Raw genomic sequence first — 22,706 nt, 5'->3', positions numbered from 1 at the left:
GTCAGGCAGCCAGCAACCCGGCATAGCCATTACCCTGCTCGCGCAACGCAGTGAACTGGGCTGCGCAATCGGCCCAGGAGAGCCCCAGCTTCTCCGCTACCTTGGCAGGCCACTCGGGTGGCGCTTCTTCACCCACATCGGATTGCGCGGCCAGCACGATCGCCAGATGGATAAGCCCCGCCTCGGCGGAGAACTCTTTGGCCAGCATGGGGTTGTAGTGATACTCCACCGCGTTGCTGATGGTCTCGGGGAACTTCCAGTATCGCGCCATGGCAGCACCGACCTGGGCATAGTTGAAGCCGACCACCAGCTCTTCCGCCTTGGCCCGCCCCTTGTGCAATTCCAGATCGTGAATGTGGTGGACGGTGTTTTCCGGCAGCCCCACATGCATCACCAGTCGGCCAAGGTCATAGAGCAGGGCGCAGGTAAAGACCTCATCCCCCTTCATTCCCTTCTTCACCGCCAGACGACGCGCCAGCTCTGCCACGTTGAACACGCAGCCCCAGAAATGTTTGAGGTCAATGCCGGGCACCGCAGTGACCGATTCGGTCAGCCCGCAGGCCAGCACCATGTTGCGCACCATCGCCAGTCCAAGCCGCACCGCAGCTTCATTGACGGTACCGATCTGGCGACTGCTGCCGAACTTGGCCGAGTTGGCCAGACGCAACAGCTTGGCGGAGATGACAGGGTCCTTGTTGATCAGCTTGCTGATCTTCAGCAGATCCGGATCCTTTTCATTGAAGGTCTGGATCAAATCGCGCATCACTTCCGGGATCTGGGGCAGTAGCTTGGGCTCAGCCAGCAGGGAATCTATCGTGGGCATAGGCGTGTCCATCCATGTTATCTGTGTTCCAACCTGTTTGCCGCGGCAAACTCCCGTTAATTATGAGTAACAAATGGCTGCGTGATCGGATTGTTTGTGTGGATGGTAAACGGGAGCCGCTCCGCTTCGGGTTATACTGCGCTCCTCACTCACTGATGCGAAAAAACGATGAACGACTCTCAGGAATTTTTTGACGAAGACGCACTGCTGGAGATGGTGGAGAACCAACTCAACGACGGTCACCCGCCCCACGTGAAAGCTACCTTGATGAGACTGGTGATGAAGGGCACCCCGCGGGAAGAGTCACTGCAATATATCGCCTGCGCCCTCGGCGCCGAGCTGATGGCGATGGAGGCCGCTCAGGGCCCTTTCAATCTGACCCGCTATGGCGAGTTCCTCGACAGCCTGCCCGAGATGCCCTGGGCAGACGACTGACCGAGCTTGATGACGGATGCAAAAAGGGCGGGTGCCGATGGCCCCGCCCTTCTTTACATCTGTTGAACACCAGGCGATCAGAACTGGGAGTTGATGATCACCTCTTCCCCCAGCGCCCCTGCCAGCGGCAGTGGCCGATAGGTGGAGTTGGCCGAGCGCAGCAGACGAATGCCGCGAATGCCGATCTCCTGCGCCGCCTTGATATCGCCATCGGCATCGCCGTAGAAGATCTTCATCTGCTTGTCCTTTAGCCACTGCACCTTGGTATTCTGCCCCGGCTGGTCGCCGGCAAAGATCACCGGGTTGAGCTGGTCGGCCGGAATATTCATGGTCTGCTGCAGGGTCTTGCTCACCGTCTCGGTCTTGGTGGCCGAGCGACCGGTGACGAAATAGATGTGATCGCCGCGCTTGAGGTGCATGGCGATGAGCGCCTTGCCCACCTCTTTCGGCACGCTGAATTCATCCCAACCGTTGTTCATCTTCTCCCAGAAGGCCGGGTTCTTCAGGTAGCTCTCGTCGTTGGGAGAGAACTCCTGCTTGCCGCGATAGAACCCCGGGCTGGAGAATAGCAGAGTGTCGTCGATATCAAAGCCGACCGCCATTGGCGGCAATCCATCAAGACTCTTGGCAATCTGCTCCACCGAGACCCAGTGGATGGGGGCCTGCTGGGCCAGAGTCACAGTGGTAACACCGGCAGGAACCGGCTGGAGCGTCGCTGCCTCACGGGCAACTGCTGGCATGGTGAGTGTGGCAGCCAACAGGGTGGCAAGCAGCGCCGGACGGGCGTTCAGTTTCATAAAAAAGCGCCTTTATCTTCAAACAAAAGAGGGGGCCAATAGTGCCCCCTTGCTGCTTGGCAAACTGTGAATCTCCCGGCAAAAGGGAGCATTTGGAGCCCGATAATTAATCTTCGATTGGCAGCAGATCGGTAAAGACAAAGCCATCGCGCACCACTGTCTCGCCGACCCGGATCCCGAGTGGGCGCGCAAACATGGGGCCGTCGTAGGCCAAGGTGTGAAACTCGCCGTTCTCGCCACAAGGGTCAACCCCCTCGGGCAGAGCAGCCAGCAGTGCCTCGTCAAACTCATGGCCCCCCAGCGCACCATCCAGCTTTTTCGGATCTAGGGTGCTGATCCTCGCCTTCAACCCCGCCGTCATCATCTGCTGCGCCAGCTCCCGGGTGTTGCTGCCCCAGAGTGGGAAGAGCGGCTCGATGCCGGTACCGGCCAACTGTTTCTCCCGGTAGGCTCGCACATCCTCAAGGAAGAGATCGCCAAACGCCATATGGCGGATCCCCTGCGCAACCACATCGGCGATAAAGCCGGTCATGATGCGGGCGTAATCCTCGTTGCTGCAGGGCCAGGGCAGATCGATGGTGATGAGGGGCAGACCGACACAGGCGGCCTGCTCGGTCAAAAGCTGCTTGCGCACCCCGTGCATCGCCACCCGCTCGAATGCCTGATTGAGGGTAGTAAACAGCCCCACCACCTCGATGGCGGGGTCTTGCCGCAACTGATGCAATGCCCATGCGCAATCCTTACCGCTGCTCCAGGAGAGCAGTACCAGTTTCTTTTCCATCATTCCTCCGCCAGCGGGGCACTCGGATTGCCCCAAAAAGATGCAAGACAGTGTTGCGAATTGCGCGATTTACACACAAGAGGCAGGCAGCATACTCTCGATCACCTGTATATGCCCCTTGTCCGGGGTGACAATAACTAAAAAAACCGATGGGAAACATACGGATATGACCACAAGCACACAACAGCACGATCACGCCCGCCCCCTCAATCGACAGGATTACAAAACCCTGAGCCTGGCTGCCCTCGGCGGCGCGCTGGAGTTTTACGACTTCATCATCTTCGTCTTCTTCGCCGTGGTCATCGGCGAGCTGTTCTTCCCGGCAGATATTCCCGAGTGGCTGCGCCAGTTCCAGACCTTCGGCATCTTCGCAGCCGGTTATCTGGCCCGCCCGCTTGGCGGCATCATCATGGCACACTTTGGCGATCTCATCGGTCGCAAGCGGATGTTCACCCTCAGCATCATCATGATGGCGCTGCCGACCCTGTTGATCGGTCTGCTGCCCACCTATGCGGTGCTCGGTATCGGCGCCCCCATCGCCCTGCTGGGACTGCGGATCCTGCAAGGCGCCGCCATCGGCGGTGAAGTGCCGGGCGCTTGGGTGTTTGTCGCCGAGCACGTCCCTGCCCGTCGAGTCGGGGTCGCCTGCGGCACGCTCACGGCGGGATTGACGGCCGGCATCCTGCTTGGCTCCCTCATCGCCACTGCGGTCAACAAGAGCCTGACACCAGCCGAAGTGAGCGAGTGGGGCTGGCGAGTGCCCTTCCTGCTGGGCGGTATCTTCGGCATCGTCGCCATGTACCTGCGTCGCTGGTTGCACGAGACCCCGGTCTTCGCCGAGATGAAAGCCAACAAGACCCTGGCCGATGAGCTCCCCCTCAAGTCGGTACTGCGCAACCACAAGAGCAGCGTGGTGGTCTCCATGCTGCTCACCTGGCTGCTCTCCGCCGGTATCGTGGTGGTGATCCTGATGACCCCCACCTATCTGCAGAAGGTCTATGGCATCAGCCCGGCTGACGCCCTGACCGCCAACTCGCTGGCGATCGTTGCCCTGACCCTCGGCTGCATCGTCTATGGCCGACTGATCGACCTGCTGGGCAGCGGTCTCACCTTCATGTTCGGCTCCCTGCTGCTGGCGGGCTCCAGCTACGCCTTCTATCACGGTCTGGCGGCCGGTACGAGCCAGCTGGTGCCGCTCTATATGCTGGCAGGCTTTGCGGTCGGGATTGTCGGCGCCGTGCCTTACGTGATGGTCAACGCCTTCCCGCCGGTGGTGCGCTTCTCCGGTCTGTCGTTCTCCTACAACGTGGCCTACGCCATCTTCGGCGGCCTCACCCCGATGGCGGTGACCCTCTGGATGAAGAGCGACATGCTGGCCCCCTCCCACTATGTGGTGAGCCTGTCGGTGCTGGGTTTCGCCATCGGTCTCTGGCTCTGGTTCCAGCAACGGGCCATCCGGCAGCAGCAAGCGCCGCAAGCGGCCTGACCCGAACAACAAGCCCCGGTATCTGCCGGGGCTTTTTTGTACTGCTTATGTTCAGTTTCGCCAGCATAAGATAGCCTCCCTCTGGGGCCTGCCACCCGCATCGCCCCATGGCTCCCAACTCTTTATCCGAGGCTCAAGATGTTCTTTCAGGTCGTATTACTCACCTTGCTGGCGCTGCTGCCCATGGTCAACCCGCCCACCACGGCCACCCTGCTGCTGGGACTGAGCAAGGGGATGTCGCGCGAACACGTGCGCCGTCAGGTCAATCTGGCCGCCATCTATCTGTTCTGCACCCTCTGCATCACCTTCTTTATCGGATCCTCGATCCTGGATCTGTTCGGGATCTCCATTCCGGGCTTGCGCCTGGCCGGTGGCCTCATCATCGGCTTTATCGGCTTTCGCATGCTGTTCCCCGCCCCCAGCCAGCAGAGCGGGGTCGACATCAACCAGAGCATCGCCTTCGTACCGCTCACCATGCCTAGCATGTGCGGACCAGGTACCATGGCGCTGGTAATAAGCGGGGCAGCCCAGATTGCCGAGCTGCCTGACGAGTACAACCGCCTCACCATCTACGTTGGTGTGGTAACAGCGTTTGCCCTGATGAGCCTGATCAGCTGGGGAGTATTGAAGCTGGCGGATCCGGTCTGCAAGATCTTGGGCGCCACCGGCATCGATGCCATGACCCGCATCATGGGCTTCCTGCTGGTCTGCATGGGTATGCAGTTTTGCATCAACGGCATCAAGGAAGTGGCACAGGATCCGGTCTTCCACGGCGGCCAGACCGTGCAAACCGCACCGGCGCTACCTCAGGCTTCCGGCACGTTTGATCAGTTGCCGCAGAAGCCCACCGGCTCTGATTGAAAACGGTATCAAAAAGTCCCTGACGATCTGCACTGATCTTGTCCCTGATCATGTTATTGACACACAAATGAGTTAGTTTGTTTTTCATACAGACTTTATTCAGATGGACGCTGATAGGTTTGTTGATGAATACCCACTCAACTTCAGGAGAGTATGCAGATGGACAAGATGCTGACCGAAATAGGGAGCCATAGCCTGTTTCACGAGTACCTGAACGTGGTTGGGATTGCGAGCCCATCCCTCGCCAAGATCGAGCAACGCTGGGAATATAAAGATCAAGAGCAGCTGGTTGCCAAAATCCAGATCGACAAACAGGGTAACGCTCGCTATTTCATCGACGCCCGCGCCATATCCGTCAACTGATACCGAATAACCCGCCAGCCCCGGTCCAACGACCGGGGCTTTTTGTTGTCTGTGGTTCCCTGAATAGCAAAACCCCGGCAAGGGCCGGGGTTTGAATGCATCGGGTTACGCCGCTGCGCGGCTAACCCAACCTACGAAGTGCCACCTACGGTGAGCTGATCCAGTTTGAGGGTAGGTTGGCCGACACCGACCGGCACGCTCTGCCCCTCCTTGCCGCAGATGCCAACCCCACGATCCAGCGCAAGGTCGCTACCCACCATGGAGACCTGGCTCATCGCTTCTGGGCCGTTGCCGATCAGGGTCGCGCCCTTGATGGGGGCAGTGATCTTGCCATCCTCGATGAGGTAGGCCTCGGAGGCGGAGAAGACGAACTTGCCGGAGGTGATGTCCACCTGGCCGCCACCGAAGTTGGGGGCGTAAATGCCCTTCTTCACCGAGGCGATGATCTCCGCCGGATCATACTGGCCCGCCAGCATGTAGGTGTTGGTCATGCGCGGCATCGGCATGGCGGCGTAGGATTCGCGGCGCCCGTTGCCGGTGAGTGGCACACCCATCAGGCGAGCGTTCTGCTTGTCTTGCAGATAGCCCTTGAGGATACCGTTCTCAATCAGCACGTTGTAGCCACCCGGAGTCCCCTCGTCATCGATGGAGACGGAGCCGCGCCGACCCGGCAGGGTGCCATCATCGACGATGGTACAGTGCTTGGAGGCCACCTGCTCGCCGATGCGGCCAGCAAATGCGGAAGATCCCTTGCGGTTGAAATCCCCCTCCAGACCATGACCTACCGCCTCGTGCAGCAGCACGCCGGGCCAGCCGGAGCCCAGCACCACCGGCATGGTGCCTGCTGGCGCGTCGATGGCTTCCAGATTGACCAGCGCCTGACGCACAGCTTCACGCACATAGCCAAAGGCGCGGCTCTCCAGCCCGTCCAGTTCGAGGAACCAGTCGTAACCAAAGCGCCCGCCGCCACCGGCACTGCCACGCTCGCGGCGATCGCCCTTCTCGGCGATCACCGTCACCGACAGACGCACCAGCGGACGCACATCCGCGGCCAGGGTGCCGTCGGTGGCGGCCACCAGCACCTCTTCGTAGACGCCGCTGATGGAGGCCATCACCTGATTGATGGCGGGCTCCAGACTTCTGGCGAACTTGTCCATCTGCTCCAGCAGGGCAATCTTCTGATGCTTGTCGAGGGTCTGCAGCGGATCCATGGCCGGATAGAGCAGGTTCGTTTCGGTGCGGGCCCATGCCTTCACCTTGCCGTGAGCCCCGGCTGCGGCGATGCCGCGAGCGGCAGTCACCGACTGTTGCAACGCCAGCAGGCTCAGCTCGTCCGAGTAGGCGAAGCCGGTCTTCTCGCCGCTGACGGCGCGCACCCCGACCCCTTGATCGATGTTGTAGCTGCCATCCTTGACGATGCCATCTTCCAGCATCCAGGACTCGTGCCAGCTGCGCTGGAAATAGAGATCGCCGAACTCCACCTGATGGCTCATCAGGCTGCCGAGCAGCTGCTGCAGGCGCCCTTCATCGAGGTCGTTGGGGGCCAACAGGGAGGCACTAACCTGGCTCAATAGACTCAATCTTCTTCTCCACTCTCGTAACGAGCTGTTTTAAATCGTCTTGCCGACGGGTTGACAACAAACCGCGCCATCACAACAAACGGGCATGGGTCAGCACTGGCATGGTGCGATGCAATTCGTCGATAAATCCGGGCTCCATCTGCGCCAATACGGTGCCACGCCCGGACTCCTTGCTGGCCAGCACCCGGCCCCATGGGTCGATCACCATGCTGTGGCCCCAGGTCTGGCGCCCCGTCTCGTGAGTGCCGCCCTGATTGGCAGCAACTACGTAGCACTGGTTTTCGATGGCTCGGGCACGCAGCAGCGGCTCCCAGTGCGCCTCGCCGGTCACGGCGGTAAAGGCGGCAGGCACCAGCAGCACGCGGGCACCGGCTCGGGCCAACTGGCGGTAGAGCTCGGGAAAGCGCAGATCATAACAGATCGAGAGGCCGAGGGGACCAAAGGGAGAGTCCACCAACACAGGCGCCTCCCCCGGGCTGAAGGTCTCCGACTCACGGTAGCGACCGTGATTGTCCGCCACATCCACGTCGAACAGGTGGATCTTGTGGTAGTGGCCCCTGAGCTCACCGCTGGGGTCAAACACCAGCGAGCTGGTGTGGATATGGTCGGAACCTGCGATGGTGGTCGGCATTCTTGTCGGCATAGCCCCGGCCACCAGCCAGATGCCGTAATCTCGTGCCCATTCGGCCAGCTGCTGCTGGATCGGGCCCTCACCTATGGTCTCGGCCCCATCCAGATAACCCTGCCGTTCGCCAAACAGGGCAAAGTTCTCCGGCAACAGCACCAGCAGCGGCCGCTCTTTGGGCAAGGCCGCCAGTTCAGCGGCGATCTGCTCCCGGTTATCCTGCCAGTGACGGCCAGATACTAGCTGTATTGCGGCTAACCACATGACGTTCTCCTTGTCCGCATTAATCGCGATCCACAATATTCGGGTCTTTATCCATTTCTGCCAGCAACTTGCGAAGATGATGCCTGACCAATCCCCGCTGCCCCCGCTCCGCCCATTTGAGGCAATCGAACAACTCCCACACCAGACCATCCCCTTCAGCCATATAGGCAGGAAAGTCCCAATGGCTTGGGGCAGGGCCAGATACCTCAAGCACACCAAGGGAGGAAGTTTTATCGAACAGTGGCAAATAAGGTTTGGCAAGGGGGAACTCAGCACCCCGATCAAGGATGTGGATCTCGATGCTGGACATGTCGAGGAATATGAAGCGCCAGTATGAACAGACCTCTTCATGTCTTCCTTGCCAGCAGTGAAAGATGGGCCGATCCCCCACAATGGTGCGCACCAGTTCGTCTCCCTGCTTATGGAAGCCGGGCTCGGCCAGCAACAAGAGATCGACATCGGATACCCGGTCTGCCTTGCCCTTGGCGAGCGACCCAACCACTACCCCAGCATCAATCGCAGGATGGGCTGCGCCATGTTGCATCACCGACTCCAGCAGTGCGCGCTGCAGTGGCGGGATGGCAGCCCAGTGCTCATCCACCATCATAACGGCCCCTCTGACACAACCCGATCCCCCGCCTGCAGGGTGTAATCCAGCACTATGATGCGCTCCAGCACCGGGCGAAAGATGGCCTTGAGGGCATCGTGATCCGGATGGGGCAGATAGCGCTGGCGGGCTGCTTCGTCGGCGAAGGTCATCAGCACGCTGTGAGTAAAGCCATCATCCCTCCCCTCCGGGCTGTCATTCTCCCCCCACTCCACGGCGGTCACGCCGTTGACCTGATGGGGAATGGCGAGAAAAGCGTTACGCACCGTATCTATCTGGGCAGGCTGGGTGCCCGGCTTGAAGGCGATCAGCAGGATATGTCGGATCATGGCTCACTCCTTGTGATGGTGCCGGGCCGCTCGTTCAGCGCTGAGCAGGCCCCGCGTGTTTGGGGCTCAGCAGGAAAGGGGTCACCTCTTGGGTCGGCAGGCCGGGGGCAACGGCGTCAACCGCCTCTTTCTGCTGCTGGTTGAGCTTGATGCGCGCGCGATCTCGCCCCGCCTCGATCAGCTTGGGTGCGTCTAGCGGGCCCGAGATGCGAAAATCGATGCGGGTCACCACATCCACCACCGGCTCCAGCAGTTTGGAGAGGGCCAGCACATAGAGACCCGTGACCGGCGTGATGGAGAAGGCCGCCACCACCGGCAGGGTGCCCCCCAGATTGGGAGAGAAGCTCAGCTCGTAGTCGAGCCGCCAGCGCACCAGATCGGCGATCCCCTCACCGCGCAGGTTGCCTGCCGCCCCCTTCATATAGAAATCATCGTTGCTGACCTGTCCCTGCTTGATGGTGGCAGAGGCGGACATGGATTCGAAGTAGAAGCCCTTGTCGAACACATCGCGAAAATCGAGCCGCAGCTTGCGCAGCAGGGAATCGAGGCTGAGCAGGGAGAGCAGCCGTGCCCCCTTATCGTTGACCTCCCGCAGGGTGCCGCCCTCCAGCTGATAGTTGGCACTTCCCCCCAGAGTCGGCAGGTTCGGACGATAGGGCACATCCTGCCAGTTCAGATCAAAAGCGAGGGAGCCGGGGGCATCGCCGATGGGCGAGGTGTAGCCGAGCCGCTTGAGCAGCAGCTCGCTGTTGTTGCTGGTCAGCTTGCCACGAGCGCGGGTCTGCATCCGGTTGCCATTGGCCAGCCAGTCGACGCTGCCGGTGAGCTGACTCCCAGCCAGCCGCACATCCAGCCCCTTGAGGGTCACCTTGTTGGCGCCGGGCACCAGCTCCCCTTTCACTTCACCAAGAGGCAGCTCGCCAAAGCGGCAATCGACACAGCTCACCTTCAACCAGGGGATGGATGCCATGATGGCGTTGTCCTGCTGCGCATCGGGATCCGGGCTGAGATCCGAACTCTTGCCGGACCAGTAGATACGGGCAAACTTGGCATCCACCGGACGATTGGCTACTGCAGGCAGGCGGATCACCCCCATCACGTCGGGACTGTCGATCATCACCTCGGTCGCCTGATTGGTCGGCCCCACGGTGAAACGCGCCGCCTTGAGGGTGGCACTGCCGATATAGGCGCGAGCCAGCTGTCCATCCACCCACCACTCCTGCGGCAGGAAGGCCGGGCCAACCACCGCATTGCCAGTCTGGTTCTGCGCTGGCAACCACTGCTTGAGTCTGGCCAGCCAGCCGCCCACATCGGCCTCCTGCTGGTTGATGGCGAGCAGCATGGGGGCATCGCGCATTACCCGGGCGCCCGGCTGACCCACATCGACCCGCACCCGGCTGAGATAAGGTACCCCTTCGCCGTAGACCAGTCGGGTCTGCATATCCACATCGGCCCCCAGTACGGCACGAATGTCGGCGCTGCCATCCCGGCCACGGGCGATCACCTTGAGCGGCAGCCGGCTGGCGCTGCTCTTGGCCAGCGGCAGCGGCAGATCCAGCCCCACCCCCTGCAAGTTGGAGTCGAGCGCCAGCTGGAAGCTGAACGGCTTGCTGTCGGGCAGGGTCAACCCGAGCTTGCCGCCCCAGTTGCTGCGGCCGTTGAGAATGCCGAATGAAGAGATGGCGGCGGGTTGGCGGCGGCTATCCCACTGCCCCTTGAAATCGAGGTCGACCTGATAGTGATCCGGATGCTGGCGCCCCTGATAATCGAGGGTCAGCGGCTGGTTCCACAGGCTCGCTTTGAGGTTGCTGAAGCGGGTCTGTTCGTTGTCATATTCAAGCCGCCCCTGCACCTTCTCCAGCGGCAGGTCCAGACTGGCGACCCGCACCTTGTTGTTGCTAAAGGTGGCATCGCCGCTCGCCTTGACCTCGCTCTCGCCATCGAGAGGAATATCGAGCTTGACCGAACCGGCCATCGGGCCGCGGATCTCGATCTCCCGCAGCGCCTGTCCCACCGAACTGCCCAGCGGGGAGTCCTGCAGGTAGTCGCTGATGGCCTTGCCCTCCCCCTGCACCTTGGCATCCACATAGAGGTGGGCGCCGGGGGAGAGATCCGGGATCCAGGCATGCACCGAGTCGGAACTCGCCTTGCCGAGTTTGGTGGATCGGCTGCGCATATCGAGACCGGCATTCTGGAACAAGAGATCGATCTGCAGGTCGGTGAGCGGTTGCCAACCGGGGAAGAACTCGTAGGTGGCCTGCTCCAGCGGCACCGCCACCTGGAAGATGCCCTTGCCGTTGTCGTAGGGAAAGTCCCTGAACTCGCCATACCAGAGCAGGTCGGCCCCCTTGGCCTTGCCCCCCTTGATGGCGCCGCTCAGGTAATCCACCAGCCCCTTATCCATCGCCTGCAGCGGGAAGTAGCGATCCGCATGGCTCGCATTCTTCACATCGATGCGGCCGGTCAGGGCCAGGAAAGGGTGCTCGAACAGATCGAGGCGGAAACGGCTGGACAGGGTCAGATCCGGGTTATCCAGCGCGATATCCTGCCCGTAGAGCACCCAGCCCTGTTCCTCGCGCCACCAGTCGAGGCGGGCCGAGAAGTTGTCGACCGGGATAGGCATCTTGAAGTGACGGGCGGGATCCACCTTGTCGTTCGCCAGCGCCAATCTGGCACTACCGCCGGTCGGGGTAAGCCAGAACTCGCCGTTGAGATCCTGCATCCCGGGTATATCCTGCCACGCCTTGAGGCGCACCTTGCTGAAGCGGCCGCTGAGGGAGAGACCCTGCCAGTCGGCGTTGGCCAGCAGCGTCAGATCCTGCACCGAACCCTGCGGATTGGTCTGGCGCAGGGTCTCGCAGAGTGTGGGGTAGAGCGCCGAGACCAGCTGACTGATCTGGGTGATCTTGTCGAACTCAATACTGGGCAGATAGCCCTGCACCCGATCCCCGATCCGTTCCAGTTGCAAGCGGCTCTGCAACCAGGGTTTGCCATCCAGCTTGAAGGTGACGTTGTGGCTGGCCAGCTGCCAGTCGGTGCCCTCACGGCGCAGCTGGATCTTGCCACCATCGAGGCCGAAACGGTGCATATCCCCTTTCTTGGGATCCTTCCAGATCAGGTAGTTGTTGCCAAACGCCAGCAGGGTATTGCCCAGCTTGCCGCTGTCAAACTCGCTCCAGAGCTGGAAGTCGAGCTGACCGGCAACCTTGGGTTCGCCCGCATGGATTTTGGCCAGGGTCGGTGTGATATCGAGCTGGCGGGCCCCCAGATAGAGTTGCCCCTTGAGGCGATCGAGCCGGGCCGTCGGGGCGTCCACATCCAGAATAAGATCGAGGGTGCTCTCGCCCACCCCGTTGATGAGGTAAGCCTTGCCTACCCCCTGATGGCGCTTGCCACGGTTCTGCCAGCGCAGTTGGGCGATGTCGAGGGCGCGCAGATCACCGAGGGAGGTGGTGACGCTGAGGCGGGTGTTGTGCACATCGAAGGTGGAGAGCTGGGTCAGCAGAAAGCGCAGCAGGGCGCCCTGCTGGGGATCGCCGGAGGGGCTGTCATCAGCCGGTTGGCGCAAGTCGATGGTGATATCGCCATCGCTCAGGATCAGCTCGCCAAACACCGGCTTTAGCTCGTTAATAGTGCGCCAGAAGTCGAGATGCACCCAGGCTTTGCCGAGCTGTACGGCAAAACGCCCCGAATCCGGGGCGATGGCGAGTTGCTGCAGTTCGAGGGCGGGCCCGGACTGTGTCCAGTCCAGCCCCACTTGCTCCACGCTGACCTTGAGTTGTGAATCACCCAGCAGAGTGTGGATCAGACTCTCCCGGTATTGATTCAGCAAAGGGCCCCCGACCCGTACAAGGGTGACCAGCATGGCCATCAGTACGAACAGGACCCCCAGGGCCAACCAGCCCCGACTCAGCCAGCGATAGACCAATTACATCATCACCACGTCGAACTGCTCCTGACCGCAGAGGGGTTCGCTCACTACCCGCACCTGCTTGCCGATGAACACTTCCAGCTCCGCCAGGCTGTGGGACTCCTCGCCATGGAGGTAGTCGGCCACGGCCGGGGCTGCGTAGACGGTGAACTGATCCGCATCATAGGCACGATTGACCCGGATGATCTCCCGCAGGATCTCGAAGCAGACCGACTCCACCGTCTTGACCCGGCCGCGCCCCTTGCACTCGGGGCACTCGGAGCAGAGCACATGCTCCAGACTCTCGCGGGTGCGTTTGCGGGTCATCTCCACCAGACCGAGCTGGGAGAAGCCATTGACGTTGGTCTTGGCACGATCCTTTGACAGCGCCTGCTCCAGACTGTGCAGCACCCGGCGGCGGTGATCTTCCGACTGCATGTCGATGAAGTCGATGATGATGATGCCACCGAGGTTGCGCAGGCGCAGGTGACGGGCGATGGCCGCCGTCGCCTCGACGTTGGTATTGAAGATGGTCTCTTCCAGATTGCGATGGCCGACAAAGGCGCCAGTGTTGATATCCACCGTAGTCATGGCTTCGGTCTGGTCGATGATGAGGTAACCGCCGGATTTGAGCTCCACCTTGCGCTCCAGCGCCCGCTGGATCTCGTTCTCCACGTCGTAGAGATCGAAGATGGGCGACTCGCCAGGATAGTACTCCAGCTTGCTGGCCAGCTCAGGCACGTACTCCTCGGTGAAGCGCTTGAGCTGATCGAAGCTCTGGCGGGAGTCAACGCGGATCTTGTCGAGCTCGGCACCGACAAAGTCGCGCACCACCCGGAATGCCAGACTGGGATCCTCGTAGAGGATCTTGCAGGGTGGATACTTCTGCTTGCGCTCGAGGATCTTGCGCCACAGCCGTTTCAGGAAGGCAGCATCCTGCTCCAGCTCCTGCTCCCCCACCCCTTCGGCAGCGGTGCGGATGATGTAACCACCCAGCTCGTCCACATAACCGGCTACGGTGCGCTTGAGACGCTCGCGCTCGGCTTCGGACTCGATACGCTGGGAGACACCGACGTGGGCACTGCCCGGCATAAAGACCAGATAGCGGGATGGCAGGGTGATATCGGTAGTGAGACGGGCACCCTTGGTACCCAGCGGATCTTTCACCACCTGCACCATGATGTCCTGCCCCTGACGCACCAGCTCGGCGATGTTACCGACCTGGAACTGCTCCTTCTCCTTCACCGCCACACACTCGGTGTGAGGGACGATATCAGAGGCGTGCAAAAAGGCTGCCTTGTCCATGCCGATATCGACGAAGGCAGCCTGCATGCCCGGGAGTACCCGGCTGATCTTGCCTTTGTAGATGTTGCCGACAATGCCGCGCTTGGCCTGACGCTCTACGTGCACTTCCTGCAGCAGACCGTTTTCGACCAGAGCGACCCGGGTTTCGGAGGGGGTAACGTTAACCAGCAGTTCTACCGACATAAGTAACCTTGCCTGTTCCAGTTTTGAATTCTATAGAGCCAATCCGGTACAACGCGCGCAAGGGAGAAACGCAGCAGAGCACAGCTGACGGGAAATTATTTGAGCTGTTCCAGATGATGCTTGATCAGCAAGTCTGTCTCCAACAGGGGCAGGCCGACCACGGCGCTATAGCTCCCTTCGATGCGGCTGACAAACTTGCCGGCAATACCCTGAATGCCATAAGCCCCGGCCTTGTCACAGGGCTCACCGGTCTGCCAGTAGGCCTCGATCTCGGCCTCGTCCAACTTGCGAAACGCCACGTTGGTGGTGACCAGACGCACGTCACAACGATCCTTGCTGGCCAGCGCCACCGCCGTCATCACCTGATGCACCTTGCCGGAGAGGGACTCCAGCATATCTTTGGCATCCAGCAGATCGGACGGTTTCTCCAGTACCCGGTCGCCCAGCACCACTATGGTGTCGGCACCCAGCACCGGCAACGCTGTCGGCGCACACGCCAAGCCCGCCATCGCCTTGTCACGGGCGAGACGGCAGACATAATCCTGCGCCTTTTCACCCTCTTCCCGCTGCTCGGGCACATCCAGTTTCAGCACCTCGAAGCGGTAGCCAATCTGGGTCAGCAGTTCACGGCGACGGGGAGAAGCCGAAGCGAGATAGAGTTGTGGTTCGTTGTTTTTGTTCATATTTACCTGATATTGAAGCGGCGCCGCACCTTGCGCAGCACCAGAAACACCCAGGGCCATATTAGCATCGTCGTCAACGTCGACCAAAAGTAGGAGAAGTTGAGACTGGCCTGGCTGAACAGATGCTCGGCCCAGAATACCGTCATTTTACCCACCAGCGAGAGGCCGCCGATGATCAGTGCCTGCTGCCAGAGGGAGAAGTTGCGGATCTTCTGGAACTGGAAGGCCGCCAGATAGGTGGTGATGGCCATCGCCATCGCCCGCACGCCGAGGGTACTGCCAAGCAGCACATCCAGCAGCAGGCCCGCCACCCAGGCGGTGCCAACGTTGGTCCGGTGCGGCAAGGCCAGCGCCCAGTAGATGAGCACCATGGCCAGCCAGTCCGGGCGGAAGGGGTCAAATTCGAAAGGAAGCGGCAGGATCGACAGGCTCAAGGCCAGCAGGATCGAGATCCAGATCCAGATCCTGCCGCTGGCGGGTTCTAGCATTAGCGGGTGGCTCCTGCGGCGGACGCAGCGGGAGCCGCCCGTTCGCCATCCTCATCATGTACTTCAGGCTTCTTGTCGGTCCACAGCAGCAGCAGATAGCGCAGCCTGTCCAGCTCCACCAGCGGCTTGGCCTCGACCTGGGCGAAGGGCTTGCCCTCCACATACTCGGAACGGGTCACAGTCGCCACCGGATAACCTTCCGGGAAACGACCACCAAGGCCCGAGGTGACCAACAGATCACCGACCTGAATATCGGTGTTGCGCGGCAGGTTGCGCAGCTCAAGCTTATCGAGCTCACCACTGCCGGAGGCAATAGCGCGCAAGTCGTTGCGCAGCACCCGCACCGGAATACCGTGGCTGGAGTCGGTGATCAGCAGCACGCGACTGGTAGTGGAGCCCACGTGGAGCACCTGACCAATCACCCCCTGATCGTTGATCACCGCCTGACCGTTGTAGACGCCATCCAGCGCCCCCTTGTTGATCAGCACCTGATGGCTGAAGGGGTCGGAGTCCACTGACAGCAGCTCGGCCACCATCTTGCGGGACTCCTTGTGCACCGGCGAACCGAGCAGCTCACGCAGCCTCTGGTTCTCGTGTTCCAGCTGATCCATTTTGAGCAGACGGGCACGCAGGGTAAACAGCTGTTGCTCCTGCTGTTTGGTCTGCTCGATGAGATCGGCGCGGGTCTGCACCTGGGTCGACATGGTGTCGAGCAGGGTACCGGGCGCATTGGCCATGTATTGCAGGGGACTGACTAACGAACTGAGGTAGACGCGGACATGGGTAAACACACCGAAGCGGGAATCCGCGACGATGGCAGCGATGGAGATGATGACGGCGAGAAACAACCGTAACTGAAGCGAAGGGCCTCTACCAAAAATGGGTTTCATGGGTCGTCAAAAAAGAGCCGGCACGCTGGCCGGCTTTGGGTCTTATTCGTAGTGGAACAGATCGCCACCGTGCATATCGATCAGCTCCAGCGCCTTGCCGCCGCCACGGGCCACACAGGTGAGGGGATCTTCGGCCACGACGACAGGGATACCGGTCTCTTCCATCAGCAGACGGTCGATATCTTTCAGCAACGCACCACCACCGGTCAGCACCATGCCGCGCTCGGAGATGTCGGAAGCCAGTTCCGGCGGAGACTGTTCCAGCGCCACCATGACGGCAGCCACGATACCGGACAGCGGCTCTTGCAGCGCTTCCAGGATTTCGTTGGAGTTGAGCGTGAAGCTGCGCGGTACACCTTCAGCCAGGTTGCGACCACGGACTTCAATCTCGCGCACCTCTTCGCCCGGATAGGCGGAGCCGATCTCGTGCTTGATGCGCTCGGCAGTCGCTTCACCGATCAGGCTGCCGTAGTTGCGACGGACGTAGCTGATGATCGCTTCGTCAAACTTGTCGCCACCGATACGGACGGACTGGGAGTAGACCACACCGTTCAGGGAGATGATGGCCACTTCAGTGGTACCACCACCGATATCAACCACCATGGAACCGGTCGCTTCGGATACCGGCAGGCCGGCACCGATGGCAGCAGCCATAGGCTCGTCGATCAGGTAGACCTCACGGGCACCAGCGCCCAGTGCGGACTCCTTGATGGCGCGACGCTCAACCTGGGTTGAACCGCACGGTACACACACCAGCACACGCGGGCTGGGGCGGAAATAGTTGTTGTCGTGAACCTGTTTGATGAAGTGCTGCAGCATCTTCTCGGTCACGTAGAAATCGGCGATCACGCCGTCTTTCATCGGGCGGATTGCGGAAATGTTGCCCGGGGTACGGCCCAGCATCTGCTTGGCGGCATGACCGACAGCAGCGACCGATTTGGCGTTCCCGCGCTCTTGGCGAATGGCGACAACTGAGGGTTCGTTAAGGACGATCCCTTGATCTTTTACATAGATCAGGGTGTTGGCAGTTCCCAAATCGATCGACAGATCGTTGGAAAAGACGCCTCTGAGCTTTTTGAACATGGCTACGGGAAATCCTAAGAATTTGGAGGTGCAGAAAACCGGCTAACTTTACCAATGCCCACCCCAATGGGCAAGCGCTCAAACTGTCACCAATCAATCAGGCGCGACAAAAATGCGAGTCATCACTCACTCGCACACGCTTGCAAACACTAATAAACAAGGATTTAGGGGGATGCTGTTGAGCCATCCCCCCTCACACATCATTTACTGCAATACTTCGCGCCGATAAATAATTCTGTCATTACCCCGGCTGGAGCCGAAAATGGCCTCACCTTGCAGGTTACCGTCATTGGCACTCGTGGGGTCCGACAACCAGAGGGGCTGCGACGGCTGTTTTGCCAAATCGACCTTGTAGGGAATGCGCACCGAGATGTCCGGCTTGGCAAAGTGGAACAGGATCTCCCCGTCTTTCGCCAGTGCAGCATCCCCACCTGGTGCAGAACTGCCCAACCCCAGCTTGATCTTGCGACCCGCCCCCAGATTCAGCTCGCGAGTCGCCGCATCAAAGGTGTGACTCGGATTGAGGAAAATGAACCCCTGATTGGCCAAAGAGAGCTGGGTACATTGATCTTCCTTGTTTTGCAGCCAGTTGCCCGCTTCGTAATATTGCATCTGCAGTGGAATGGCCAGCGGCGCCGAGGCCAGACCCGCCGCCGTGCCCGCCTGCAGGCGGCCAAAATAGGCTTTCATAGGCACACTGTCTATCTGACGGGCATTACAGCCGCTGCCACTGCAGTTACCTACCACGGCATCATTGAAATTCGGGCTGGCAATCAGCGTTCTGTCGCCATCGTTATCCCTCATATACAGACCAAACAACAAAGACTTGTAGGGACCATCCGGTTGCGTGCCAGAGAGGCGCACAAACTCGCTGCTACCGGTAGTAAAGGCCGCACGGCCATCGAGCCATGCCAGCGGCTGCAGACTGCGCAAGCGGCTCGACAGGGATTTACCATCCTTATCATTGGCAACTGAGAGATAGGCTTCGCCCTTGGCAAAGGGCCCCGTATAGTTTCGGGTCTGTACGCCCGTCGTATTACGAGCCAGCACATCCAGCATGACGCCAAAGGGCTGCCCCATATAGGAGAACGCATTGCAGGCTGGCACTATGTCGCCGCTCACCAGATTGAAGTCGGCAGGAATAAAACGCCCCACCGGCTGGCTCTGGGTTGATGGGATGGTGTAATTGAAGTAGCCATTGACTGGCGGCGTCGCCGTCATTCGGAACACTCCCACCTCGCTCACGGTCTGGCTAACGTTATTGGCACTGTTGGCCGCAGCCACATGGCTATAGGCGGTAGTACCCAGCGTTGCATTGGTGCCCGGATTGGGTGCCACCAGCGTACTGCCCAGAGCAATATTGGGCAGGGCAAAGTTGGGCGTAGTCTGATTCCCTACGCAGATATCCCCATCATTGGCCGACTCCCAGGCCATCGCCTTGATATCCACCTGGAATGTTTCCCCTGCTTTTTTGAAGACCGGACAGCTGCTATCACCAGCCGCGCAGACCCCTTGCGGGGGCGTGATGCACAGGCCGACCGGACGCGCCACAAACTTGTCGGATCCCGTCATAACCAGACCCACTGTCTCACCACTGCCATTATGACTGGCTGAAAGCTGCATCTGACCCGCATCCGGGTAGGTCACTTTTTTCAAGGTCGCTTTACCCTGAGTATCAAAAGTCAGGTTGAGGGTGGTTGGTGTTGGTGAAGAAACACTGCCGGCATAAGTTGCAATGGCGTTGCCATCGATGGAGATCTTGCTACCAAAGCTATTGGTATTTGGATTGTTGTACGTTCCCCAAAAGCCGACAGACCTCACGCCGATAAATCCGGGCACACATTGCTTGGTAATGTCGTCTTTTTTAACCGCACTGATAGTCACATCCTGAGGCTGGTTGGAATAAATATCAGGCACATCAAAGAAGAAGCCGCTATCGGCAAAGTTCAGGGTACAGGCTGCAGCACTGGGCGTACCGGCCCCGGCCTTGCACAAGGTTTCACTCAGTGGTTTGACAGCAGGAACGGAATTGTTCACGCCCAACGTAACTTGGGTCTGAGTATTGTTACGCAACAAAACTTTGCCCGTTCCACCGGTAAAGGTCACCGTATTGCCATTCACATTGTTGGCACCAGACAATGGGTACCAACCACCATCCTGGAGACTCTGTGGCAACAAGGAAACAGCAACTTGTTCGGTAATCAGCAGACTGCAATCTGGATTTGCACACGCCTTGATAGTGATCTCTTCCGGATTGCAGGTCAGAGGTTGACCCGAGTACTGCAACTCGAAATGATCTACCTGAACGCCTACCTCTCTTGATTTCAGCGCACATATTTCTACGTTATCGAGTTCGTGAATATTGGTCAGGGCACCTGTAGAACCTGTCAATGACACATAAAAGTCTTGCGGTAATGGACTTTGGCCCAATGCAGGATCCAGCGCATCAAACGAATCGATAAGAGAGATAAACCCGTTTCCCGTATCACGCTCTACTTTGACCATCGCTCGCCCACTGGTTCGTGAATCAATCGTCAGACGGTAACGATGGTTGGCGCTACCGTTACCATCTACCTTTGGACTCAAGCAACTGGTATTAACATTGGTAGTTCCGTTATTACAGGTGCCTCGCAGATAGTTATATCCGGAAAAATTGGATCCCGAGCCACGCACGACAACCGATTGCGGGCGATAGCCCACACTTCCCCCCCCCCCAAAGGATGAGAAGTTGCCATATTCATCCAAACCAAATCCGAGCCAACCACCAGCAAATCCAGGTGAGTTACTCGGTTGATAATGGCCATAACCCAAAGGCCCCCCAGCAGCACCTGGCTGTGGCGTCACCGACGCGTCAGAAAGCACAACTGTCATGCCATCTGCACCAGTGCTCGTGCCACCATAGGCGTAGTGATTAAATGTCAGCGTCACCAGATTGCCAGCAGCAGGAAATAACCGCTGATAAGTCGCGGAGGTTGCTTGTCCCGTGCTGGCTTGAGTCATCCGTAAACGTTGGTCTGCCGTAATGGATGGTATAAATCCGCCAGCACTCTGCTTGACGGCCCACCTATCACCGAGCGGCTGGGAGAAGTTATCGGTCTCACAAATCAATGTCGAGCCACCACAGGGATGACGTTGACTATATAACTCAGCTATCTGAGAGTCAGACAAGGCCAAACCATAAATAGCAACCTCATCAATTCGTCCATTAAAGCTGCGACTATCGATATAATCTCGGCCAATCTCCAAATTTTGTGTATTTGTTCTTAATGAGTTTGCATCATTACCTTTAACCGTATCAGCGACGCCATTGATATATATTTTTTGACGTTGATTGTTAGCAGCCATTGCATCATAGCGAATGACTATATGGGACCACGTATTTAACGGTATTTTGGTGTTTGTTGTCAGTGTCTGGTTCACGCCAGAACTTCTTTCCCAATACCAAAACACTCTGCCTTGACTATCTAGATGAAACTCATAGTTGCCATCTTTTGACACGATAGAATACAAATTTCCAGCCGATGGCAGACTTACCGGATATACCCAAGCAGAAACAGTTAACTGATTGGAAAATGACAGGCGAGCGTCATGTGGCACTTCAATATATTGATTACTACTGCCAGTAAACTCACCATAACCACAAGTGCCAAGATTATTCGCGTTTGCAGGTAATGCAGGCGACACAGTATTGGTTTTCGCGCCCCTCATGGCGCGACCATGTAGCACATCAGCAACAGCGTTTTTGACTTCTCCTGCAACACCAGTCCACTTACTCTCTTCAAGCTGATACAAGGCAACAGGTGCCGGGACACAAGCATTTACCGGATTTGACACTGGTAGGCAAGTACCAGTCACAGAGCTATTGTTGACATTCACTACCCCACCGGCATTATTTGTTGCAGCAGTCAGATTGCCATAAACCGTAGAATTGGTAACAGTGATATTATTTGATGTGGTCGAGATAATGACAGGACTTCCCTGAGATCCCAGTTGGCTACTTGTTGCATTAAAAGAGCTAGCCCCAGAGACACTTCCACTAGTCATATTAACTGAGTTGAACGTCACTGGATTATTTGAGCGCATGGTAATATTACCACTATAAGTTCCGCCAGATATCGTCAACGAACTATTTGCACTGATATCTCCTGATAACTGCACATTAGTCACACTGACAGAGTTACTACTGCTGGTGATATTTCCCTGAACGACTCCCGAGTTTAGCGACACGTTCCCACTAGTAGTAATACTTCCGTATAAGTAGATATTGTTTAGTGTAATATTTGAGCTACCAGCTAAAATATCACCATATATGGTGTTTTGATATCCTTGAGATACAATCCCACCAAAGCTAGCCTTAAGGTTTATTCTACTTGAGGCACTGCCAATCTTGTTATTCGTGAGAGAAAACCCGGCATCTGCACTCAGCGTTGAATCTTGACTAGCGACAATCACATCACCGTCGTTTAATGTTACCTGACCATTACCACCAGTACAGGTGTAAACATTTCCTGACTTTTGCCATGTGGTATTACATGGTGGGTATTGATTGATGGATAAATTATATTGTTGCGCCACAGCTGTACCGCAGAAAAGTAATAAACCAACCAGCCATTTAAAATCCATCACTTTCCTCTCCACTTGTATCATCTGCCGCAATATCGATCGTCAGTACAAAGTGCAGGCGAATGACTTGCACTGAAACAGCGATAACCACTCCAGCCAGAAGTGACTAACACAACCGACATCATCGCCATCACGATTCATGGCGCTCCTCCATCATAAGCTTCGACCATCAGGGTTCGGCTCACGGCAAAATCAGGGTTGGCACTGTTAAGGTCGGAACTGCCACAGGTTCCGATACTTTCGAGACGATAGCCATTGGTCACAGATCCGTTGTAGGTCACCGGCACCGTGGCGCAACGAACCACAGCCTGACAGTTGGTCAGCCCTGGATTGCTGGCAAAGCTGAATGGGCTGCTTGCCAGGCAGACTGCAGGTGGGTTCGGTTGGGCAAGCGTGCGCTTGGGGAACAACCGATAGAGCGCCACCTCCAACCCGCTCTGGGCGACCAGCAGAGCCCGCACGCTGCGCACCTCCACGGTATTTTTCTCGCCGCTATCGACCAGAAAACGGCCCATAGCAGCCGCCAGCAGTGCCATCACCACAATCACAAACAGGGCGATCATCAAGGCACTGCCTCGCATCCGTCCGAA

The 22,706-nt window shown here is 58.5% G+C and carries 19 protein-coding genes; 4 read left to right on the top strand and 15 right to left on the bottom strand.

Going from position 1 to position 22,706, the window contains the following annotated elements; all coding sequences use genetic code 11:
* Window position 1: 1 nt before the first annotated feature.
* Window positions 2-823, bottom strand: a complete 822-nt coding sequence (locus AB5Y83_RS07255; RefSeq protein ID WP_041209645.1) for an HDOD domain-containing protein — start codon at window positions 821-823, stop codon at window positions 2-4.
* Between the two features lie 168 nt (window positions 824-991).
* Here AB5Y83_RS07255 and AB5Y83_RS07250 point away from each other — a divergent pair, with 168 nt between their 5' ends.
* Window positions 992-1,258: a hypothetical protein gene (locus tag AB5Y83_RS07250; protein ID WP_368174922.1), complete on the top strand. Its 267-nt coding sequence runs from the start codon at window positions 992-994 to the stop codon at window positions 1,256-1,258.
* A 77-nt stretch (window positions 1,259-1,335) separates the two neighbouring features.
* Here AB5Y83_RS07250 and aphA read toward each other — a convergent pair whose 3' ends face one another.
* The gene (gene aphA / locus AB5Y83_RS07245; protein WP_104016491.1) at window positions 1,336-2,055 is read right to left on the bottom strand and encodes an acid phosphatase AphA; all 720 of its coding nucleotides are present in this window, start codon (window positions 2,053-2,055) and stop codon (window positions 1,336-1,338) included.
* 106 nt (window positions 2,056-2,161) lie between these two features.
* On the bottom strand, window positions 2,162-2,836 hold the full coding sequence (locus AB5Y83_RS07240) for an ATP-binding protein (RefSeq protein ID WP_368174946.1): 675 nt from the start codon (window positions 2,834-2,836) through the stop codon (window positions 2,162-2,164).
* 166 nt (window positions 2,837-3,002) lie between these two features.
* Here AB5Y83_RS07240 and AB5Y83_RS07235 point away from each other — a divergent pair, with 166 nt between their 5' ends.
* From AB5Y83_RS07235 to AB5Y83_RS07225, 3 genes are all read left to right on the top strand, one after another.
* Complete coding sequence (locus tag AB5Y83_RS07235) at window positions 3,003-4,322, top strand: MFS transporter (RefSeq protein WP_047434708.1); 1,320 nt, start codon at window positions 3,003-3,005, stop codon at window positions 4,320-4,322.
* Between the two features lie 138 nt (window positions 4,323-4,460).
* Complete coding sequence (locus AB5Y83_RS07230; RefSeq protein ID WP_149153721.1) at window positions 4,461-5,183, top strand: MarC family NAAT transporter; 723 nt, start codon at window positions 4,461-4,463, stop codon at window positions 5,181-5,183.
* 159 nt (window positions 5,184-5,342) lie between these two features.
* Entirely contained in the window at window positions 5,343-5,546 is a 204-nt protein-coding gene (locus AB5Y83_RS07225; RefSeq protein ID WP_005340062.1) for a hypothetical protein, read from the top strand.
* Between the two features lie 131 nt (window positions 5,547-5,677).
* Here AB5Y83_RS07225 and tldD read toward each other — a convergent pair whose 3' ends face one another.
* The 12 genes from tldD to AB5Y83_RS07165 all read right to left on the bottom strand — a co-directional run bounded on the left by tldD (window position 5,678) and on the right by AB5Y83_RS07165 (window position 22,679).
* Complete coding sequence (gene tldD / locus AB5Y83_RS07220) at window positions 5,678-7,126, bottom strand: metalloprotease TldD (protein WP_368174921.1); 1,449 nt, start codon at window positions 7,124-7,126, stop codon at window positions 5,678-5,680.
* A gap of 70 nt (window positions 7,127-7,196) precedes the next feature.
* Window positions 7,197-8,015, bottom strand: a complete 819-nt coding sequence (locus AB5Y83_RS07215; protein WP_368174920.1) for a carbon-nitrogen hydrolase family protein — start codon at window positions 8,013-8,015, stop codon at window positions 7,197-7,199.
* A 19-nt stretch (window positions 8,016-8,034) separates the two neighbouring features.
* A complete protein-coding gene (locus AB5Y83_RS07210; RefSeq protein ID WP_368174919.1) occupies window positions 8,035-8,622 on the bottom strand; it encodes a nucleotidyltransferase domain-containing protein in 588 nt (195 codons plus the stop codon).
* Window positions 8,619-8,951, bottom strand: a complete 333-nt coding sequence (locus tag AB5Y83_RS07205) for a Dabb family protein (RefSeq protein ID WP_368174918.1) — start codon at window positions 8,949-8,951, stop codon at window positions 8,619-8,621. Before AB5Y83_RS07205 ends, AB5Y83_RS07210 begins: the two co-directional genes overlap by 4 nt.
* Window positions 8,952-8,985: 34 nt before the next feature.
* Window positions 8,986-12,879 (bottom strand): YhdP family protein, encoded by a 3,894-nt coding sequence (locus tag AB5Y83_RS07200; RefSeq protein WP_368174917.1) that lies wholly within the window; start codon window positions 12,877-12,879, stop codon window positions 8,986-8,988.
* A complete protein-coding gene (gene rng, locus AB5Y83_RS07195; protein ID WP_005340056.1) occupies window positions 12,880-14,349 on the bottom strand; it encodes a ribonuclease G in 1,470 nt (489 codons plus the stop codon).
* A gap of 95 nt (window positions 14,350-14,444) precedes the next feature.
* A complete protein-coding gene (locus AB5Y83_RS07190) occupies window positions 14,445-15,032 on the bottom strand; it encodes a nucleoside triphosphate pyrophosphatase (protein WP_123173918.1) in 588 nt (195 codons plus the stop codon).
* Between the two features lie 2 nt (window positions 15,033-15,034).
* Entirely contained in the window at window positions 15,035-15,520 is a 486-nt protein-coding gene (gene mreD / locus AB5Y83_RS07185; RefSeq protein ID WP_005340054.1) for a rod shape-determining protein MreD, read from the bottom strand.
* Window positions 15,520-16,410, bottom strand: a complete 891-nt coding sequence (gene mreC / locus AB5Y83_RS07180; RefSeq protein ID WP_005340053.1) for a rod shape-determining protein MreC — start codon at window positions 16,408-16,410, stop codon at window positions 15,520-15,522. The genes mreD and mreC overlap by 1 nt, the downstream gene beginning before the upstream one ends.
* Before the next feature lie 42 nt (window positions 16,411-16,452).
* Window positions 16,453-17,493, bottom strand: coding sequence for a rod shape-determining protein (locus AB5Y83_RS07175; RefSeq protein WP_005340051.1), 1,041 nt, complete (start codon window positions 17,491-17,493; stop codon window positions 16,453-16,455).
* A gap of 204 nt (window positions 17,494-17,697) precedes the next feature.
* A complete protein-coding gene (locus tag AB5Y83_RS07170; RefSeq protein WP_368174916.1) occupies window positions 17,698-22,116 on the bottom strand; it encodes a DUF6701 domain-containing protein in 4,419 nt (1,472 codons plus the stop codon).
* A 137-nt stretch (window positions 22,117-22,253) separates the two neighbouring features.
* On the bottom strand, window positions 22,254-22,679 hold the full coding sequence (locus AB5Y83_RS07165) for an MSHA biogenesis protein MshP (RefSeq protein WP_201992881.1): 426 nt from the start codon (window positions 22,677-22,679) through the stop codon (window positions 22,254-22,256).
* Window positions 22,680-22,706: the final 27 nt, after the last annotated feature.

The organism is Aeromonas sp. R5-4 (assembly GCF_040908215.1).
In the GTDB taxonomy this organism is placed as follows: Bacteria; Pseudomonadota; Gammaproteobacteria; order Enterobacterales; family Aeromonadaceae; genus Aeromonas; species Aeromonas veronii.
This window is presented reverse-complemented; position numbering and strand designations above follow the sequence as displayed.

Bases quoted from the DNA above. Each gene is read 5' to 3' on its own strand.
- AB5Y83_RS07255 (WP_041209645.1), bottom strand. From the start codon at position 823: ATGCCCACGATAGATTCCCTGCTGGCTGAGCCCAAGCTACTGCCCCAG.
- AB5Y83_RS07250 (WP_368174922.1), top strand. From the start codon at position 992: ATGAACGACTCTCAGGAATTTTTTGACGAAGACGCACTGCTGGAGATG.
- aphA (WP_104016491.1), bottom strand. From the start codon at position 2,055: ATGAAACTGAACGCCCGTCCGGCGCTGCTTGCCACCCTGTTGGCTGCC.
- AB5Y83_RS07240 (WP_368174946.1), bottom strand. From the start codon at position 2,836: ATGGAAAAGAAACTGGTACTGCTCTCCTGGAGCAGCGGTAAGGATTGC.
- AB5Y83_RS07235 (WP_047434708.1), top strand. From the start codon at position 3,003: ATGACCACAAGCACACAACAGCACGATCACGCCCGCCCCCTCAATCGA.
- AB5Y83_RS07230 (WP_149153721.1), top strand. From the start codon at position 4,461: ATGTTCTTTCAGGTCGTATTACTCACCTTGCTGGCGCTGCTGCCCATG.
- AB5Y83_RS07225 (WP_005340062.1), top strand. From the start codon at position 5,343: ATGGACAAGATGCTGACCGAAATAGGGAGCCATAGCCTGTTTCACGAG.
- AB5Y83_RS07215 (WP_368174920.1), bottom strand. From the start codon at position 8,015: ATGTGGTTAGCCGCAATACAGCTAGTATCTGGCCGTCACTGGCAGGAT.
- AB5Y83_RS07210 (WP_368174919.1), bottom strand. From the start codon at position 8,622: ATGATGGTGGATGAGCACTGGGCTGCCATCCCGCCACTGCAGCGCGCA.
- AB5Y83_RS07205 (WP_368174918.1), bottom strand. From the start codon at position 8,951: ATGATCCGACATATCCTGCTGATCGCCTTCAAGCCGGGCACCCAGCCT.
- rng (WP_005340056.1), bottom strand. From the start codon at position 14,349: ATGTCGGTAGAACTGCTGGTTAACGTTACCCCCTCCGAAACCCGGGTC.
- AB5Y83_RS07190 (WP_123173918.1), bottom strand. From the start codon at position 15,032: ATGAACAAAAACAACGAACCACAACTCTATCTCGCTTCGGCTTCTCCC.
- mreD (WP_005340054.1), bottom strand. From the start codon at position 15,520: ATGCTAGAACCCGCCAGCGGCAGGATCTGGATCTGGATCTCGATCCTG.
- mreC (WP_005340053.1), bottom strand. From the start codon at position 16,410: ATGAAACCCATTTTTGGTAGAGGCCCTTCGCTTCAGTTACGGTTGTTT.
- AB5Y83_RS07175 (WP_005340051.1), bottom strand. From the start codon at position 17,493: ATGTTCAAAAAGCTCAGAGGCGTCTTTTCCAACGATCTGTCGATCGAT.
- AB5Y83_RS07170 (WP_368174916.1), bottom strand. From the start codon at position 22,116: ATGGATTTTAAATGGCTGGTTGGTTTATTACTTTTCTGCGGTACAGCT.
- AB5Y83_RS07165 (WP_201992881.1), bottom strand. From the start codon at position 22,679: ATGATCGCCCTGTTTGTGATTGTGGTGATGGCACTGCTGGCGGCTGCT.